General features: G+C 73.6%; 18 protein-coding genes. 13 read left to right on the top strand and 5 right to left on the bottom strand.

Annotated features, from left to right (window positions below):
* Window positions 1-13 precede the first annotated feature (13 nt).
* The gene (locus tag ACH4F6_RS28810; RefSeq protein ID WP_397963289.1) at window positions 14-532 is read right to left on the bottom strand and encodes a GNAT family N-acetyltransferase; all 519 of its coding nucleotides are present in this window, start codon (window positions 530-532) and stop codon (window positions 14-16) included.
* A gap of 71 nt (window positions 533-603) precedes the next feature.
* Between ACH4F6_RS28810 and ACH4F6_RS28805 the strand changes: the two genes are divergently transcribed.
* Window positions 604-1497 carry a TIGR01777 family oxidoreductase gene (locus ACH4F6_RS28805; RefSeq protein WP_397963288.1) on the top strand — a complete coding sequence of 298 codons (894 nt, stop codon included), beginning with the start codon at window positions 604-606 and terminating at the stop codon, window positions 1495-1497.
* Window positions 1498-1664: 167 nt separating this feature from the next.
* Window positions 1665-3101, top strand: a complete 1437-nt coding sequence (locus ACH4F6_RS28800) for an NAD(P)/FAD-dependent oxidoreductase (RefSeq protein ID WP_397963287.1) — start codon at window positions 1665-1667, stop codon at window positions 3099-3101.
* Between the two features lie 378 nt (window positions 3102-3479).
* Here the strand turns inward: ACH4F6_RS28800 and ACH4F6_RS28795 are convergent, their stop codons facing one another.
* Entirely contained in the window at window positions 3480-5048 is a 1569-nt protein-coding gene (locus ACH4F6_RS28795; RefSeq protein WP_397963286.1) for a regulator, read from the bottom strand.
* A gap of 249 nt (window positions 5049-5297) precedes the next feature.
* On the opposite strand from ACH4F6_RS28795, the gene lipB reads away from it, so the two are divergent.
* From lipB to ACH4F6_RS28775, 4 genes are all read left to right on the top strand, one after another.
* The gene (gene lipB, locus ACH4F6_RS28790; RefSeq protein WP_397963285.1) at window positions 5298-6095 is read left to right on the top strand and encodes a lipoyl(octanoyl) transferase LipB; all 798 of its coding nucleotides are present in this window, start codon (window positions 5298-5300) and stop codon (window positions 6093-6095) included.
* Window positions 6096-6279: 184 nt separating this feature from the next.
* The gene (gene lipA, locus ACH4F6_RS28785; RefSeq protein WP_397963283.1) at window positions 6280-7245 is read left to right on the top strand and encodes a lipoyl synthase; all 966 of its coding nucleotides are present in this window, start codon (window positions 6280-6282) and stop codon (window positions 7243-7245) included.
* Between the two features lie 271 nt (window positions 7246-7516).
* Window positions 7517-7717: a hypothetical protein gene (locus ACH4F6_RS28780; RefSeq protein WP_397963282.1), complete on the top strand. Its 201-nt coding sequence runs from the start codon at window positions 7517-7519 to the stop codon at window positions 7715-7717.
* Between the two features lie 78 nt (window positions 7718-7795).
* The gene (locus ACH4F6_RS28775; protein WP_397963281.1) at window positions 7796-8497 is read left to right on the top strand and encodes a DUF4191 domain-containing protein; all 702 of its coding nucleotides are present in this window, start codon (window positions 7796-7798) and stop codon (window positions 8495-8497) included.
* 98 nt (window positions 8498-8595) lie between these two features.
* Here the strand turns inward: ACH4F6_RS28775 and ACH4F6_RS28770 are convergent, their stop codons facing one another.
* On the bottom strand, window positions 8596-9063 hold the full coding sequence (locus ACH4F6_RS28770) for an RDD family protein (protein ID WP_397963280.1): 468 nt from the start codon (window positions 9061-9063) through the stop codon (window positions 8596-8598).
* A 229-nt stretch (window positions 9064-9292) separates the two neighbouring features.
* Here ACH4F6_RS28770 and glnA point away from each other — a divergent pair, with 229 nt between their 5' ends.
* From glnA to ACH4F6_RS28750, 4 genes are all read left to right on the top strand, one after another.
* Complete coding sequence (gene glnA, locus ACH4F6_RS28765) at window positions 9293-10702, top strand: type I glutamate--ammonia ligase (RefSeq protein WP_397963279.1); 1410 nt, start codon at window positions 9293-9295, stop codon at window positions 10700-10702.
* Between the two features lie 122 nt (window positions 10703-10824).
* Window positions 10825-11082, top strand: a complete 258-nt coding sequence (locus ACH4F6_RS28760) for a hypothetical protein (protein WP_397963278.1) — start codon at window positions 10825-10827, stop codon at window positions 11080-11082.
* A 219-nt stretch (window positions 11083-11301) separates the two neighbouring features.
* Complete coding sequence (gene htpX / locus ACH4F6_RS28755; RefSeq protein WP_397963345.1) at window positions 11302-12222, top strand: zinc metalloprotease HtpX; 921 nt, start codon at window positions 11302-11304, stop codon at window positions 12220-12222.
* Between the two features lie 2 nt (window positions 12223-12224).
* Window positions 12225-12809, top strand: coding sequence for a hypothetical protein (locus ACH4F6_RS28750; RefSeq protein ID WP_397963277.1), 585 nt, complete (start codon window positions 12225-12227; stop codon window positions 12807-12809).
* Between the two features lie 58 nt (window positions 12810-12867).
* Here ACH4F6_RS28750 and ACH4F6_RS28745 read toward each other — a convergent pair whose 3' ends face one another.
* A complete protein-coding gene (locus tag ACH4F6_RS28745) occupies window positions 12868-13140 on the bottom strand; it encodes a hypothetical protein (RefSeq protein ID WP_397963276.1) in 273 nt (90 codons plus the stop codon).
* A 208-nt stretch (window positions 13141-13348) separates the two neighbouring features.
* On the opposite strand from ACH4F6_RS28745, the gene ACH4F6_RS28740 reads away from it, so the two are divergent.
* A complete protein-coding gene (locus tag ACH4F6_RS28740; protein WP_397963275.1) occupies window positions 13349-14536 on the top strand; it encodes a winged helix DNA-binding domain-containing protein in 1188 nt (395 codons plus the stop codon).
* Window positions 14537-14668: 132 nt separating this feature from the next.
* On the opposite strand, the gene ACH4F6_RS28735 is transcribed toward ACH4F6_RS28740, so the two are convergent.
* Entirely contained in the window at window positions 14669-14983 is a 315-nt protein-coding gene (locus ACH4F6_RS28735; protein WP_397963274.1) for a hypothetical protein, read from the bottom strand.
* 184 nt (window positions 14984-15167) lie between these two features.
* Between ACH4F6_RS28735 and ACH4F6_RS28730 the strand changes: the two genes are divergently transcribed.
* Window positions 15168-15527 carry an arsenate reductase family protein gene (locus tag ACH4F6_RS28730; protein ID WP_397963273.1) on the top strand — a complete coding sequence of 120 codons (360 nt, stop codon included), beginning with the start codon at window positions 15168-15170 and terminating at the stop codon, window positions 15525-15527.
* 66 nt (window positions 15528-15593) lie between these two features.
* On the top strand, window positions 15594-16532 hold the full coding sequence (locus ACH4F6_RS28725; RefSeq protein ID WP_397963272.1) for a hypothetical protein: 939 nt from the start codon (window positions 15594-15596) through the stop codon (window positions 16530-16532).
* Window positions 16533-16600: the final 68 nt, after the last annotated feature.

The raw sequence follows: 16600 nt of genomic DNA, 5'->3' as shown, positions 1-16600 counted from the left end.
ACGGGCGGGCTGATCACGTCGTGGGCCCCGGGGGCTGCACGGGCCGGCCCATGAAGACGTCGTCCACGTACTCCCCGCCGATCAGGAACTCCTGCGGCAGGACGCCCTCCACCTCGAAGCCCTCGGCCTCGTAGAGCTTGCGGGCGGGGGTGTTGTGGCCGAGGACGCGCAGGGTGATCCGGCGGGCGCCGCGCCGGCGCGACTCGTCCACCGCCGCCCGGACCAGCGCGCGCCCCACGCCCCGGCCGCGCGCCTCGTCGGCGACGGCGAGCCCCTGGATCTGGCGTACGTGGGCGTTGCAGGCGAGCGGGGTGGGGAAGCCGATGCGGACGTAGCCGACGACGCGGCCGTCGAGTTCGGCGACCAGGTGGTCCCCGGGGCTGTGCCCCTCGTCGAAGAAGGGCTCGTAGGGCGGCTGCGGCTCGGGCTGGACCGCGTGCAGGGGCGACCACGTGAGGCGGTCGATCAGACCGAGCGCCTCGCCGTCGGCGGGCAGGGCGGTGCGTATGCGCGGTGCGTCGGGGTCTGGCATGAGCGTCACCCTATGACCCGGGGGCCCGGCGCCGACCGGGATTTTCCGGGAGGACCCGGCAGGATGGCCGTATGGAACGTACGCGAATCGCGGTGGCCGGCGCGTCCGGTCTGATCGGCAGCGCCCTGGTGCGGTCCCTGACCGCCGACGGGCACGAGGTGGTGCGCCTGGTGCGCCGGGCGCCCCGGGGCGCCGGCGAGGTGCGGTGGGACCCCGAGCGGGGGCGGGTGGACACGGCCGGGCTCGCCGGGTGCGCCGCGGTGGTCAACCTGGCGGGGGCCGGGGTGGGCGACCGGCGGTGGAGCGAGGCGTACAAGCGGCGGATCCACGACAGCCGGGTGCACGGGACGGCGGCGCTCGCCCGGGCGGTCGCCGCGCTGGACGAGCGGCCGCGGGTGTTCGTCAACGGCAGTGCCATCGGCATCTACGGCGAGACGGGCGAGCGGGCCGTCGACGAGGGGGCGCCCGCCGGGCGCGGCTTCCTGCCGGAGCTGTGCGTGGAGTGGGAGGCGGCCGCGGACGATGCGCGGAAGGCGGGCGTACGGACGGTGTTCACCCGGACCGGACTGGTCGTGGCACGCGGCGGCGGCGCGTGGGGACGGCTGTTCCCGCTGTTCAAGGCGGGTCTGGGCGGCCGCATGGGGGACGGCCGGCAGTACTGGTCGTACATCGCGCTGCACGACGAGGTCGCGGCGATCCGGCATCTCATCGACCGCGACGACCTGTCGGGGCCGTTCAACCTGACCGCTCCCGAGCCGCTGACGAACCGTGAGATCACCGAGGCGATGGGACGGGTGCTGCACCGGCCGACGCTGTTCGCGGTGCCGGCGCCGGTGCTGCGGACGGTGCTGGGCGAGATGGCCGGGGACGTGCTGGGCAGTGCGCGGGTGGTGCCCGAGCGGCTGCTGGAGTCCGGGTTCACTTTCGCGTTTCCCGGGATCGAGGATGCCCTGCGAGCAGCCTGACGACCGACCGGGACGGTATGCGACCGCCGTGCGACCGTGCCCTGCCCATGCGCGACTGTTACCGACCGGTCCCGGCCCTACCCTCGATCCGAACTCGGGTATCCCGGAGGCCCGTCGGGGGCATGACGTCTCCACCGGCCGCGCAACCTCGAGGCGAGGAGGGGCACGTGTTTGAGCCCGCGTACCAGGCAGACGTCGTCGTGGTGGGAGCCGGGGTCGCCGGCCTCTGCGCGGCCCATCGGCTGACCCGCGCAGGAATGACCACGGCGGTACTGGAAGCGGCCCCCTGCGTGGGCGGCCGCATGGCGACCGAGAAGGTCGACGGCTTCCGGCTCGACCGCGTCGGACAGCTGCTGTCCACGGCGTATCCCGAGCTGGCGTCGACCCCGGGGCTGGACGCGCTGGTCCTGCGTCCGTTCGCGCCCGGCGTGCTGCTGCACAGCGACGGACACCGTCATCGCGCCGGCGCGCAAGCGGGCGCAGGGGGCGCGAGGGGCGCACTCCATGCCGTACGCGCTCTTGCGAGCGCGCCTCGACCGGGGGCACTGCCCAGGTCGCGCACGGCGGCCTCCCGGACCGTGCCGCTGCCCGGCCGGCGGGCGGGCGCGCCCTGGCAGGCCGTGCCCCCGCCGCGGGTCCGGGCGGGCGCGCCGCTGGGCACCGCGATGGACCAGGCGCGCCTCGGGGCGGCGCTCACCCGGCTCGCGGCCACCCCCGCCGAACGGCTGCTGCGCCGCCCGGAGGCGCCGGCCGCCGAGGCCCTCGCGGCCCGCGGACTGCCCGCCCGCACGATCGAGGGCTTCCTGCGGCCCCTGCTCGCCGCGCTCCTGTCCGACCCGGACCTGACCACCTCCAGCCGCTGCGCCGACCTCGCGCTGCGCGCCTTCGCGGCCGGGCGGCTGTGCCTGCCGGAGGGCGGGGCCGACGTGCTCCCGGAGCTCCTCGCCCGCACGCTGCCGCCGGGCACCGTGCACACCGGCGTGCGGGTGACGGCCGTCTCCACGACCTCCGTGACCACCGCCGAGCACGGCGAGTTCCGCTGCCGGGCGGTCCTGGTCGCCACCGACGCGCGCACCGCCGCCGAACTGCTGCCCGGACTGCGGGTGCCCGACTTCCACCCGGTGACGGTCCTGCACCACACGACCGACGAGCCCCCGCCCACCGGCGCCTTCCTGCTCCTGGACGCCGACCGCGGCGGCCCGGTCGCCCACACCACGGTGACCAGCCTCGTCGACCCCAGCCGCGCCCCCGCCGGCCGCACGCTGGTCTCGTCCACGGTGCTGGGCACGCCCCCGCCCGGCGTCGACACCGCCGTCCGCATGCACCTCTCCCGCCTCTACGGCACCTCGACCGCCCGCTGGGAGACCCTGGCCGTCCACCACACCCCCGAGGCCGTCCCCGCCATGCGCGCCCCCCACGACCTGCGCCGCCCGGTGCGCCTCCTGGCGGGCCTCTACGTCTGCGGCGACCACCGCGACACCAGCACCGTCCAGGGCGCCCTCCACTCCGCCCACCGGGCGGCCGCGGCCATCCTGTCCGACCTGGGCGCAGCCGGCTCCCTCCACCAGGCGGACCCTGCCCGGGCGGTACCGAGAGCGGCGTAGGCAGAGAGCCGACCGGGGGCTCCTCCCCAGCCCCCGGCCCGCTCGGACACCACGATCCGCCCCTCGAGAGCGACACCCCCTCCACCGCCTTCACCCCGGCCCTCCCGCCCGGCCCGCCCGGCACCTCCCGGGCGAAGGCCGACGCATCCCAGCTCCCCGTGCGCCCCCTGAGCGAAGGCCGACCCGGCCCGGCCTCCCGGACGAGGCCCCGTGCGCTCCAGCCCGTCCGGCGCTTGAGGACGAGGCCCGCTCGGGGCCGATCGGAGGTCCAGGGGCGAGGCCCCGCCGGGGGCCGGGGCGCCCCGCCGGGGCCGGAGGGGCGGAGCCCCCGGGGGACGGGACGGGTGAGGGCGGCGGGGGCGAGCACACCCCCGCCGGCTACCCCAGCGCCGCCACCCTGTCCCGGTACGCCCGCACCGGCGCCGCGTCCCTGTACGGCTCCAGCCGGCGCTCGAAGTCCCTGACGTACTCCACCGCCCGCACCGAACGCATCTCCGCCGCCTGCCCCGCCGCCTCCGCGGCCAGCTGGCAGGCCGGATCGAGTTCGCCCAGACCGAGACGGGCGGAGGCGAGCACGACCCGGCAGAACAGCCGGCTGCGCGCGTGGGCGGCGGGCCGCAGCTGCAGCGACCGCTCGGCGTGCTGCGCGGCGGCACGGAACTGCTGGAGGTCCCGGTGGCAGTGCCCGAACTCGTCGGCGAGCTGTCCCTCGTCGAAGAACCGGGCCCAGAACGGCACCTCGTCCCCGGCCCTGGCCGCCTCCAGCGCGCGCTCGGCCCGCACGAGGGACGCGGTGCAGGCCCGCACCTCGCCCAGCACCCCGTGCCCGCGCGCCTCGGCCGCGTGCAGCAGCGCCTGGACGACGGGCGGGGCGCCGGTGCCGACGCCCTGCTGGGCGACGCGCGTCAGCTGCACGGCCTCGCGGCCGTGGCCGAGGTAGACGGCCTGACGGCTCATCGTCACCAGGACGTAGGAGCCGTACGCCCGGTCCCCGGCGGCCTGCGACAGGCGCAGGGCCTGGACGAAGTAGCGCTGGGCCAGCCCGTGCGCCGCGATGTCGAAGGAGGTCCAGCCCGCGAGCCGGGTGAGGTCGGCGGCGGCGCCGAAGAGCCGGCGGCCGGTCTGCTCCCCGTAGGTGCCGCGCAGCATCGGCTCGCACTCGTGCTCCAGGTAGCGCACGAGGGCCTGGCGGGCGTGGCCGCCGCCGTACATGTCGTCGAGGGTGCGGAAGAGCTCGCCGACCGAACGCAGGGCGGCGATGTCGCCGCCGGTGACGCGCTGGCCGGGGCCGCGCTCGGCCGTGCCGCGCTGCCGGGGCACGGCGCGGGCGCCCGGGACGTGCGCGGCCGGCCGGCCCGGTGCGGCCGCGGCCGGCGCGGACGGGTCCGGTGCGGATCCGGCCGGCGCCCCCGTGGCGGACGCGTCCCTGCCCGTCCCGGGCCGGGCGGCCGTGCGTCCCTGGGCGGGCACCCGGCCGGACTGCTCACCGGGGCCGCGGGCCACCTTCTCGTCGGCCCGGCCGATCAGCCAGTCCCGGCTGGGGACGACGAGCCCCGCCGGAGTGAAGGCGATCTTCCGCAGCTCGGCGTGGCTGCCGGAGTCCTTGCGCCACAGCCCGCCGACGATGTCGACGGCCTCCTCGGGCGTGCCGGCGAACTCCAGCCCCGCGTACACGGGGGCGCACGCGTCCAGCCCGAGGTCCTGCGTGGTCAGCCGGCGGCCGAGGCGGCGGGTGAAGACCTCGGCGATGAGGGCGGGGGTGGTGCCGCGGGGCTGCTGTCCGCGCAGCCACCGGGTGACGGACGTCTTGTCGTATCTGAGGTCCAGCCCGTGTTCGAGGCCGAGCTGGTCGACGCGCCGGGCCAGACCCGCGTTGGAGAAGCCCGCTTCTGCGATGAGCGCGGCGAGCTGGCGGTTGGGAGTGCGCTGCGCGGGTCGTTCCGTCATCTGCGGTGCGGTCTCCTGCCTCCCGGGCCTCTGACGTGCCCGGATGAAGTGCCCCATTGCTGTGAGCAGCTCTTTTGCCTCGTGAACGGCGCGAATGTAGCGGAGCGTGAGCAGCCGGTCTCACCTCTCGGCGTTCATTCATCCGATCGTGTGAGGATTGGCCGCGGGGCTGACGTGCGACGGGCGGACGTACAGTGGCTCGGGCGCGTTACGCGCCTTACGCAGCTATCGCCGAGGGAGGCGCTTGCCGTGAGTGAGTTGCGGTTCGTCCGCATGGGCTTCGGAGCGGACGCGGTCGAGTACCAGGAGGCGTGGGACGAGCAGCGCCGGGTGCACGCGGCGCGGTTCGCCGACGAGGTCCCCGACACCGTGCTGCTGCTGGAGCACCCGCCGGTGTACACGGCGGGACGGCGCACGGCCGACAGCGAACGCCCCCTCGACGGCACCCCGGTCGTGGACGTGGACCGCGGCGGCAAGATCACCTGGCACGGCCCCGGCCAGCTGGTGGGCTACCCCATCCAGAAGCTGCCGCGTCCGGTGGACGTGGTGGCGCACGTGCGGCGCCTGGAGGACGCGCTGATCCGGACGTGCGCGGAGTTCGGCCTGGAGACGACCCGGGTCGAGGGCCGCAGCGGGGTGTGGGTGCTCGGCGACCCCGTGGAGCGCCGGCCGTCCCTCGGAGGGCTCTCGCTCGACTTCGACCCCCGGCTGCACGACGAGGAGTTCGACCCGCGGCTGAACGGCCCGGAGTACGCCCCCTCCAACGCCGGCCAGCGCCGCGAGGACCGCAAGATCGCCGCGATCGGCATCCGCGTGGCCAAGGGGGTCACGATGCACGGCTTCGCCCTGAACGTGAATCCCGACAACAAGTGGTTCGACCGGATCATCCCGTGCGGCATCCGCGACGCGGGGGTCGCCTCGCTCGCCGGCGAGCTCGGACGGGACGTGACGATCGAGGAGGTGCTGCCGGTGGTCGAACGGCACCTGAAGGACGTGCTGGAGAACGCGGAGCTGAAGCCGCGCGAGATCGAGCGGGCGTCGGCGTAGCCGTACGCCGCACCGGCCCGCGGGCGCGGGCGGCGCGGCCCGCAGCCCGCGGACCCACGAGGTCACAGGCTCACGGGCCGGCCGGGAATGCGCCCCGGATCCGCCCGGTTGCCCACCCCGGGGACCGAAAACGTACGGGCGTACCCTGGTGTACGCCGAAGAATCGAAGCTACAGGGAGCCGATGTGTCCGCAGTCGCACCCGACGGACGCAAGATGCTGCGCCTGGAGGTCCGGAACAGCCAGACCCCCATCGAGCGCAAGCCCGAGTGGATCAAGACCCGGGCGAAAATGGGTCCCGAGTACACGAAGATGCAGAACCTCGTGAAGGGCGAGGGGCTGCACACGGTCTGCCAGGAAGCCGGCTGCCCGAACATCTACGAGTGCTGGGAGGACCGCGAGGCGACCTTCCTCATCGGCGGCGACCAGTGCACCCGGCGCTGCGACTTCTGCCAGATCGACACCGGCAAGCCCGAGGCGCTGGACCGCGACGAGCCGCGGCGCGTCGGCGAGTCCGTGGTCACCATGGACCTGAACTACGCCACCATCACCGGTGTCGCGCGCGACGACCTCGAGGACGGCGGCGCCTGGCTGTACGCGGAGACGGTCCGCCAGATCCACCGCCAGACGGCGGAGCGCGAGGGCGGCCGGACCAAGGTCGAGCTGCTGGCCCCCGACTTCAACGCGGTCCCCGAGCAGCTGGCGGAGGTCTTCTCCGCCCGCCCCGAGGTCTTCGCGCACAACGTCGAGACCGTCCCGCGGATCTTCAAGCGGATCCGGCCCGGCTTCCGCTACGAGCGCTCCCTGAAGGTCATCACGGCCGCCCGGGACTTCGGGCTCGTCACCAAGTCGAACCTCATCCTCGGCATGGGCGAGACCCGCGAGGAGATCAGCGAGGCGCTCCAGCAGCTGCACGACGCGGGCTGCGAGCTGGTCACCATCACGCAGTACCTGCGCCCGTCCGTGCGCCACCACCCCGTGGAGCGCTGGGTCAAGCCGCAGGAGTTCGTCGAGCTGAAGGAGGAAGCCGAGGAGATCGGCTTCTCGGGCGTGATGTCCGGCCCGCTGGTACGGTCCTCCTACCGTGCTGGCCGCCTGTATCAGATGGCCGTCGAGAAGCGCGGCTCCTTCGTCGCGGCCCAGGCCGTCTGACACTCCGTCAACCGCCTCTTCCCGCACGGGGACGGGGCAAGCGTGTGAATTCACGCACAAACGGTTACCGGTCAGTAGAGGCCGATATGACGCGGTCCTGACCGTCCTCGCAGATGAGGGCGTACGTCAGGGCCGCGTCAGCATTTCGGCGGCGCCCATCAAGGTTTCATGGGTGTTTGACCGGTCGGTCACGCCCTGGTAACACCAGACAGTGACGCTGGTGTCACACCAAGCGGACCATGACCCAAGCCGCCCGAGGGGGACCTCCACCATGCAGGCCGCGCCCGTTCGCGCCACCGCGATCCCTTCCTTCACCGACGCTCTGCGCGCCGTCGAGTCGCTGCTCATGAGCGGCGGCCAGCGCACCGCCCGACGCAACGCCTGGACCTCCGTCCTGGAGGACCGCCGCCGTGCCAAGGACCGGGTCGAGGCGCAGCGCGTCCTCGAAGCGGTCAGCTCCGCCACGTCCTGACCGCTCCCGTTCCTCCCGCGCTCCCGTCCCGGACACTGCCGTCGTCGGCAGCGCCGGGGGCCACGTAGACTGCGTGACATGGCGAGGAAGGACACGACGGCGCAAGCCGCGAACCCCGGGCGACTGAAGCAGATCGCCCTGACCTACAAGATGACCCGCAAGGCCGACAAGAAGATCGGTCTGGTGCTCGCGGCTGTCGGGATCGTCACCTTCGGTGTGTTCCTCGCGATCGGTTTCTTGATCGGCCACCCCATCTATCTCGGCATCCTGGGCTTCCTGCTCGCCTTCCTCGCGACGGCGATCGTGTTCGGCCGCCGTGCCGAGCGGGCCGCCTTCGGCCAGATGGAGGGCCAGCCGGGTGCCGCCGCCGCCGTGCTGGACAACGTCGGCCGGGGCTGGACGACGACCCCCGCGGTCGCGATGAACCGCAGCCAGGACGTGGTGCACCGGGCCGTCGGCAAGGCCGGCATCGTCCTGGTCGCCGAGGGCAACCCGAACCGGGTGAAGAGCCTGCTGGCGGCCGAGAAGAAGAAGATGAACCGCATCGTCGCGGACGTGCCGGTGCACGACCTGATCGTCGGCACCGGCGAGGGGCAGGTCGAGCTGAAGAAGCTGCGGACCACCATGCTGAAGCTGCCGCGCGTGCTCACCGGCCCCCAGGTGACCGCCACCAACGACCGGCTGCGCGCCATGGGCGACCTGATGAGCAACATGCCGCTGCCGAAGGGGCCGATGCCCAAGGGCATGCGCCTGCCGAAGGGCGGGCCGAAGGGCCGCTGACCGACCTCGTACGACGAAGAGGGCGCCCGCTGCGGGCGCCCTCTTCGTCGTTCAGGCCTCGTCCGGGTCCGGTTCGGATCCGGACCCCGAGGTCCGGTTCAGAGCCGCACCTCGACCGTCCGCGCCAGCCGGTCGTGCAGGCCGCGGCCGTCGCGGTCCCAGATCAGGGCCGGGAGGGCGAGGCAGAGCAGGAGCGTGCGCAGCAGGGCCCGCAGCGGATTGACCGTGCCGGTGTCCAGGGCCAGCACCCGCAGTCCGAACAGGCGCTTGCCCGGGGTGAAGCCGAGAGTGCCGACGGTCAGGGCGCTCATCACGAAGAAGATCGACAGCGCCCAGTTGCTCGTCGCCTGGCCGTAGCCGTCGGTGATCAGGCCGTATGCGATCAAGAGGCACAGGCCCCAGTCCACGGCCAGCGCGCCGAGCCGGCGTCCGGGGCGGGCGATCGAACCCGGTCCCTGCTCCGGCAGGCCCAGCTGCTCCCCCCGGTATCCGAGGTCGGCGCCGGCTTCCTCCATGGCCGCGCGCGGGCCGGACAGCCACGATCCGATTGCTTGCCTGTTGTCCACCCGACCACGGTACTGCGCACCCGTGCGCACCGGGGACGGCGGGGGGCGACGGGGCGCGACGGGCCGCGTCGGGGCTACGGTGGAACCAAGGCCGGTTAACTTCTGCGAAACAAATGGGTCACGCCAGAGAAATCACCCGTCCCTAGGGTCGGGGCCAGCGTGTGCCACCGCACTGGCCGCACGAACGAACTACCACCCCGGCGGGATGGTCGGGAGTAGGAGGAGCTGGATGTTCCAGAACGCCGACGAGGCCAAGAAGTTCATCGCGGACGAGGACGTCAAGTTCATCGATGTCCGGTTCTGCGACCTGCCGGGCGTCATGCAGCACTTCTCGCTGCCCGTCGAGGCGTTCGACCCGGACGAGGAGCTCGCGTTCGACGGTTCGTCGATCCGCGGCTTCCAGGCCATCCACGAGTCCGACATGGCGCTGCGCGCGGACCTGTCGACCGCCCGGGTGGACCCCTTCCGCCGTGACAAGACGCTCAACATCAACTTCTTCATCCACGACCCGATCACGGGCGAGCAGTACTCCCGCGACCCGCGCAACGTGGCGAAGAAGGCCGAGGCCTACCTCGCGTCGACCGGTATCGCGGACACCGCGTTCTTCGGTCCCGAGGCCGAGTTCTACGTCTTCGACAGCGTCCGCTTCAAGACCTCGGAGAACGAGTCCTTCTACCACATCGACTCCGAGGCCGGCGCCTGGAACACCGGCGCCCTCGAGGACAACCGCGGGTACAAGGTCCGCTACAAGGGCGGCTACTTCCCGGTCCCGCCGGTCGACCACTTCGCCGACCTGCGCGCCGAGATCTCCCTGGAGCTGGCCAAGTCCGGCCTGCAGGTCGAGCGCCAGCACCACGAGGTGGGCACCGCCGGCCAGGCCGAGATCAACTACAAGTTCAACACGCTGCTCGCCGCCGCCGACGACCTCCAGCTCTTCAAGTACATCGTGAAGAACGTCGCCTGGCGCAACGGCAAGACCGCGACCTTCATGCCGAAGCCGATCTTCGGTGACAACGGCTCGGGCATGCACGTCCACCAGTCGCTGTGGAGCAACGGCTCCCCGCTGTTCTACGACGAGGCCGGCTACGCGGGCCTGTCGGACATGGCCCGCTACTACATCGGCGGCATCCTCAAGCACGCCCCGTCGCTGCTCGCCTTCACCAACCCGACGGTGAACTCCTACCACCGCCTGGTCCCGGGCTTCGAGGCGCCGATCAACCTGGTGTACTCGCAGCGCAACCGCTCCGCGGCCATGCGCATCCCGATCACGGGTTCGAACCCGAAGGCCAAGCGCGTCGAGTTCCGCGCGCCCGACTCCTCCGGCAACCCGTACCTGGCCTTCTCGGCCCTGCTGCTCGCGGGCCTCGACGGCATCAAGAACAAGATCGAGCCGGCCGAGCCGATCGACAAGGACCTCTACGAGCTGGCCCCCGAGGAGCACGCCAACGTCGCGCAGGTCCCGACCTCGCTCCCGGCCGTCCTCGACTCGCTCGAGCGCGACCACGAGTTCCTGCTCGCCGGTGACGTCTTCACGTCCGACCTGATCGAGACGTGGATCGACTTCAAGCGCCAGAACGAGATCGCCCCGCTCCAGCTGCGTCCGCACCCGCACGAGTTCGAGCTCTACTTCGACGTGTGACCGGACCGCGCGCGCCCCGCGCGCCAGGCTCCCGGCGCCCCCGCCCCGTTTTCTCGGGGCGGGGGCGCCGTCGTATGGTTTCCGGCACTGTTGTTCGACAGAGTTGACGGGGAGAGACGGGGATGTCCGAACAGGACGACGAGCGGCGGGAGTTCGACCTCAGGTGGGCGGACGCCGCCGAGCACAAGGAGCCCTCGGCGCGGGCCCGGATGCTGGCCGCGCGCTGGAAGGAGAACCCGCCGCAGCCGCAGCCCTTCCGGGCCGACCCGGAGCGGGTGGGGCCGCGGCGGTCGTCCTGGGTGTCGACGGCGATCGTGCTGGGGTGCGTGGCCGCGGTGATCCTGCTGCTCGGGTACGCGCAGTACCGGGCGCCGTACTAGGCGCGGGCACGACCACCGCGGAGGACGGCGGGGAGGCGGCGCGCGGCCGGCCGGGGCGCGCCCGTGGCGGTCGCGCGCCCCTCGCCGCCCCCGGGCCGGGCTCGCGCCGGACGCCGGCGTGGGCCTTTGCTGATCCTGGGGCCGATCGCGACCGCCCCATGGGGCGGGCCGGGTGCACACTGGCGGTGGGGCGAGTGCCTGAGGTGCGGGGTGATGCAGATGCAGAGCCGCTTCCGGGGCGACCGGCGGTTGACCGTACGGATGACGGTCACGATGTTCCTGCTGGGACTCCTCTACGTGGGCTTCGTCGCCGCGTTGATCGTCCTGCTGAAGTCCTGGGCGCTGACCGTCGCCGTGATCGCGGCGGTGTTCGTCGCGCAGTTCTGGTTCTCCGACCGGATCGCCCTGTTCGCGATGCGCGGGCGGGTCGTGGGGCGGGAGGAGTACCCCGAGCTGTACGCCGTCGTCGACCGGATGTCCGCGCTCGCGGACATGCCCGGGCCGGTCGTCGCCGTGTCCGCCATGGATATGCCCAACGCGTTCGCGACCGGGCGCGACGCCGACCACGCGGTGGTCTGCGTGACGACCGGCCTGCTGCGGCGGCTGGAGCCGGCCGAGCTGGAGGGCGTGCTCGCGCACGAGCTGTCGCACGTGGCGCACAAGGACGTCGCCGTGATCACGATCGCGTCCTTCCTCGGCGTGGTCGCGGGGCTGGTCGTGCGGTTCGCGTTCTACGGCCAGGTGTTCGGCGGCGGCCGCAGGGACCAGAACACCGCCGCCGTCCTCGCGGCCGTGATGGCCGTGTCGGCGGCCGTGTACGCGATCAGCTTCCTGCTGATCCGGGCGCTGTCCCGGTACCGGGAGCTGGCGGCGGACCGGTCGGCGGCGCTGCTGACCGGGCGGCCCTCGGCACTGGCGTCGGCGCTGACGAAGGTGTCCGGCGACATCGCCCGGATCCCGTCGGAGGACCTGCGGACGGCCCAGGCGTTCAACGCGTTCTACTTCACCCCGGCGCTGGGTTCCGAGCCCGGTGTCGCGCGGCTGTTCTCCACCCACCCGAGCCTGGGGCAGCGGCTGGAGCAGCTGGGGCGGATCTCCGCCGAACTGGGCGAGGCGGCGAGCCCCGGGAAGGCGGACTGATCATGGGGCTGCTGGACATCCTGCTCGGCCGGACCAAGCCGGTCGCGCCCGACCTGGACCAGCTGTTCGCGCTGCCGTCGGCGGCGGTGACGCTGGAGGCGGCGGCCGGGTTCACGCCGACCGGGCGGGGCGCGGTGTGCTTCGCGACGGTCGAGGGCTGGGCCTTCGAGCAGACGCACCGCGAGGTCCAGGCCCTCCTCGACGCCGACACCGAGCGCACCGGTCCCCCGGTGCGGCTCCTGCGGGACGACTACGGCTACTCCTGGCTGGTCTCGCACCGCTCCCCCGGTGAACTCCCGCTGCTGGTCAACGACCTGCACGCGGTGAACAGCGCGATGGAGGTCAACGGCTTCGGCCCCCAGCTGCTGTGCTCCCTCGCCGCCTTCGCCGACGACGCCGGCCGGCGGCTGGCGCTGGTGTACCTGTACAAGCGGGGTTCCTTCTACCCGTTCGCGCCGCTGCCCGGTGCGGGACAGCGGCGCGACAACGCGCTGGAGCTCCAGGTGCGGGCGGCCCTCGCGGACGACCTGCGGATCGAGCAGGACCTGAGCCGCTGGTTCCCGGTGTGGGGCGCCCCCGGCCTGTGAGGAACCGGGGACACCCCCGCCGGGTGCCGCGACCGCGGCAAGATCCGAAAGAGAGGCCCTACTGGCTCCCGCGCTCCTGGCGGCGGGCCTCCAGCGGCCGCTCGCGGCGGTAGCGGCGCTCCCACTTGGCCTGCTGGTCCCGGCGGTCCCGGTAGGCCTTGTACGACGTCGGCGCGGGGCTCGCGGCGGGGCCGGGCGCGGACGTCGAGGACGCGGCGCGTGCGTGACGCGCGTACAGGTAGAGGACGGCGATCGCGGCGAGCCAGTAGAGGTGGTTTCCGAATCCCAGGACCACCAGGACGACGGTCCCGGAGAGAACGACGGTGCCCATGGCGTGCCTCCTTCCTGGGCATGGACGGGTGACCGAGTGGTGTGGCGGGGGGTGGGGTGGCGTCTTCAGCGTAGGGAGACCGTCACGCGCGGTGCATCCCCTTTTCGCGCGGGCGGACGGACGCGCGCGGTGACGGGGTCCGTTGTCAGTGGTGTCGAGGAGGATGGGCGGGCGCGGACGCGCGGCGGACGGGACGGGTGGAGGCGGGATGGACGGCGGGGAGCGTCACATCGACGCGGCGGAGCGGCGGGCCCGGCTGGCTCTGCGGCACCGGCTGGCGCCGGCGGCACGGGCGGCGGACCCGAAGGAGGTGGCCGACGCGCTCGTCGCGCTGCACGGCTCGGATCCGGCGACGGTGTACCTGGCGGTCGGGGCCCGTCTCTCGGATGCGTCGGGGACCGTGGCGGACACCGACCGGGCGCTGTACGGCGAGGGGCGGACGCTGGTCCGGATGCACGGCATGCGGCACACGGTGTTCGTGTTCCCCGCGGAGCTGACGGCGGTCGTGCACGCCTCGACGGGCCTCGCCGTCGCCGCGCGGGAACGGGCCGCGCTGGTGAAGGACATGGCGAAGGCCGGCGCGCCGGACGCGGCCTGGCTGAAGGAGGTCGAGGAGTCGGCGCTGGCCGCGCTGGGGCGGCTGGGGCAGGCGACGGCGGCCGAGCTGGCGTGCGAGGAGCCGCGGCTGCGGGAGCAGTTCGTGTACGCGGCCGGGAAGGGCTACGAGGGGCTGCACACGGTCGGGACCCGGCTGCTGAAGGTGCTGGGCGTGGAGGGGAAGGTGGTCCGGGGCCGTCCGCTGGGCTCGTGGACGTCGAACCGGTTCCGCTGGGCCCTGGCCCCCGAACACCCCGGGCTGGACCCGGCCGGGGCGCAGGCGGAGCTGCTGCGGCACTGGCTGGCGGCGTGCGGGCCGGCGACGGAGGCGGACCTCAGGTGGTGGACGGGGTGGCGGGTGACGGACGTCCGGCGGGCGCTGGCGGCGATCGGGGCGCGGGCCGTGTCCCTCGACGAGGGCACGGGGTACGTCGTCGACGGCGACGTCGCTCCCGTGGCGGCGCCGCGGGAGCCGTGGGCCGCGCTCCTGCCCGCGCTCGATCCCACCGCGATGGGATGGCGGGCACGCGACTGGTACCTGGCCCCGGAGCTGCGGCCGGCCCTGTTCGACCACAGCGGCAACGTGGGGCCGACGGTGTGGTGGGACGGCCGGGTCGTGGGCGGCTGGGCCCGGCGGGCCGACGGCGAGATCGTCTGGCGGATCCTGGACGGGGCCGGCGTGGGGCGGGAGGCGGAGGCGGCGATCGCCGCGGAGGCGGAGCGCCTGGCGGCGTGGGTGGGGGCGACGCGCGTGACGCCCCGGTTCCGGACGCCGCTGGAGAAGGAGCTGGCGGGGTAGGGGCGGCCGGGCGGTCCCGGCCCGTCCGGCATGCGGGGACGAGGTCCGTTCAGGGCCGGAGCGGGAACCCGGCGGCTGCGAGCCGCCGGAGCCGCCGGGTGCCGCCGCGAACGGCGGCACCCGGCGCCCCGTTCACCTCGCGTACCGCATCAGCGTCCGCACCATGCGGCACGTCGTGTCCGACGGCGGGTGGACGCCGATCAGCAGGGCCGTGTCGCGGATCTTCTCGTCGCGGGCCTGGTCCGGGACGTACACGCCCGAGTCGAGCAGGGCGATGGCCAGGCGCATGGCCTTGAGCCGGCGGTTGTGCGTGATGTACCACTCGCGCGGGCGGCCGGGCGGCAGCGGCCGCTTCGCCACGGGGACGTAGGGCAGGTCGAGCGGGACGGAACGCTTCGTGGTGGACTGGGTCGGCAGCGGCTTCGGATTGAGTGCGGCAGCGGGCACGGGCATCCTCCTGTCGCGGTCAGGGCCCCGGTCCGGAATCTCCGGCGGAACCCTCGAACACTGCTTCTATTCTACCGTCCCCCACTGACAAAGCCCCTGGCCACAAGGGCTTTCGGGGCCTCAGTGACGCACGGGGAGAACGAGTCCGCGCGCCCCGTGACGACTCCCGGCTACGGTGAGCCGCATGGAGATCTGGATCAACCCCGCCTGTTCCAAGTGCCGCAGCGCGCTGAGCCTGCTCGACGCCGAGGGCGCCGACTACACCGTCCGCCGGTACCTGGAGGACGTACCGGCCGAGGACGAGATCAGGGACGTGCTCGACCGCCTGGGTCTGGAGCCGTGGGACATCACCCGCACCCAGGAGGCCGTGGCCGGGGAGCTCGGCCTGAAGGACTGGCCCCGGGACGCCGGCTCCCGCGGGCGCTGGATCACGGCGCTCGCCGAGAACCCCCGGCTCATCCAGCGCCCGATCATCACCGCCGACGACGGCACGGCGGTCGTGGCCCGCACGGACGAGGCCGTACGGGGCGTTCTGTCCCGTTAGCCGGACCTGCGGCGGTTCGTCGGCCGAGGGGAGCCGGGGCGGTCCGCGCTGTTACCCTCCGCCGCCATGACCTTCGGTGATCGAGGAACGCCGTACGGGCCGGACGACCCGTACACCCGGACCGACCCGTACGCCCAGCCGGCCGCGCAGGCCGGTACGGACCCGTACGCCCGGTCGACCGCCCCGCACCCCCAGCCGGACCCGTACGCCCGACCGGCCGCCCCGTACGCCCAGCCGGACCCGTACGCCTCGTACGCGGCCGAGCAGGAGCGGATACGCAGGCGGCGGCGGACGCGGCGCGCGGCCGCCGCCGGGACCGGTCTGGTCCTCGTCGCCGCCATCGCCGCCGGCGCCCTGATGATGACCGGCGGGGACGACGACGGCGAGCCGCTGTCCGCCGCGCCGGCGAGCACCACCCCCGTCCCGGCCGTGCCCTCCGTGGACGTCGGCCTGCCGAGCGACGCCCCGAGCTCGTTGCCGTCCCTGCTGGCCCGGCCGGTCATCCGCCCCGAGCAGGCGTTCCCGCGCACGGCCGTCCGCCTGGCGGACGGCTCCCGGTACACGCGCGTCGACCTCGCCACCACCCCCGACTGCGCCGAGGGCATGTCCCCGCAGCTGGCCGAGCTCATCGAGCAGGGCGAGGAGTGCTCCCGGTTGACGGCGGCGCTGTTCACGGACGCGGACCGGCGCTCCCAGGTGACGGTGACCGTGCTGAGCTTCGCGCGGGTCGAGGACGCCTCGCGCGTGTTCATGATGGCGTCCGTGGACCCGGTGACCTACCAGGTGGTCTCGCTCGACCCGCCGCCGGAGGCCGGCCTGCCGACCGTGCCGCCGGGCTCCGCCGGGGTCTTCCGGCGCCTGATGACCGTCCGCTCGGTGGTCTTCGCCAACGGCCAGTGGGGGGACGGATCCGAGACCGGCGAGGCCGAACTCACCGCGCAGACCGAGGGGTTGCTCCAGTACGTCAACGACACGGTGGTGAAGTACGAGAGCGGCGGGAGCTGAGCGCGGCCGCCCTCCCCCTGTGACGCACGCCACTTCGATTGATCCCTGTGATCGCTGAGTGACCTCGT

The sequence above is a fragment of the Streptomyces sp. NPDC017936 genome, from assembly GCF_044328485.1.
Classification (GTDB): Bacteria; Actinomycetota; Actinomycetes; order Streptomycetales; family Streptomycetaceae; genus Streptomyces.
This window is presented reverse-complemented; position numbering and strand designations above follow the sequence as displayed.

Coding starts and splice junctions, on each gene's coding strand:
- ACH4F6_RS28745 (WP_397963276.1), bottom strand. CDS start 13,140: ATGGGCACCGTCGTTCTCTCCGGGACCGTCGTCCTGGTGGTCCTGGGA.
- ACH4F6_RS28795 (WP_397963286.1), bottom strand. CDS start 5,048: ATGACGGAACGACCCGCGCAGCGCACTCCCAACCGCCAGCTCGCCGCG.
- htpX (WP_397963345.1), top strand. CDS start 11,302: ATGCAGAGCCGCTTCCGGGGCGACCGGCGGTTGACCGTACGGATGACG.
- ACH4F6_RS28805 (WP_397963288.1), top strand. CDS start 604: ATGGAACGTACGCGAATCGCGGTGGCCGGCGCGTCCGGTCTGATCGGC.
- ACH4F6_RS28760 (WP_397963278.1), top strand. CDS start 10,825: ATGTCCGAACAGGACGACGAGCGGCGGGAGTTCGACCTCAGGTGGGCG.
- ACH4F6_RS28810 (WP_397963289.1), bottom strand. CDS start 532: ATGCCAGACCCCGACGCACCGCGCATACGCACCGCCCTGCCCGCCGAC.
- ACH4F6_RS28740 (WP_397963275.1), top strand. CDS start 13,349: ATGGACGGCGGGGAGCGTCACATCGACGCGGCGGAGCGGCGGGCCCGG.
- ACH4F6_RS28725 (WP_397963272.1), top strand. CDS start 15,594: ATGACCTTCGGTGATCGAGGAACGCCGTACGGGCCGGACGACCCGTAC.
- ACH4F6_RS28780 (WP_397963282.1), top strand. CDS start 7,517: ATGCAGGCCGCGCCCGTTCGCGCCACCGCGATCCCTTCCTTCACCGAC.
- glnA (WP_397963279.1), top strand. CDS start 9,293: ATGTTCCAGAACGCCGACGAGGCCAAGAAGTTCATCGCGGACGAGGAC.
- ACH4F6_RS28730 (WP_397963273.1), top strand. CDS start 15,168: ATGGAGATCTGGATCAACCCCGCCTGTTCCAAGTGCCGCAGCGCGCTG.
- ACH4F6_RS28775 (WP_397963281.1), top strand. CDS start 7,796: ATGGCGAGGAAGGACACGACGGCGCAAGCCGCGAACCCCGGGCGACTG.
- ACH4F6_RS28750 (WP_397963277.1), top strand. CDS start 12,225: ATGGGGCTGCTGGACATCCTGCTCGGCCGGACCAAGCCGGTCGCGCCC.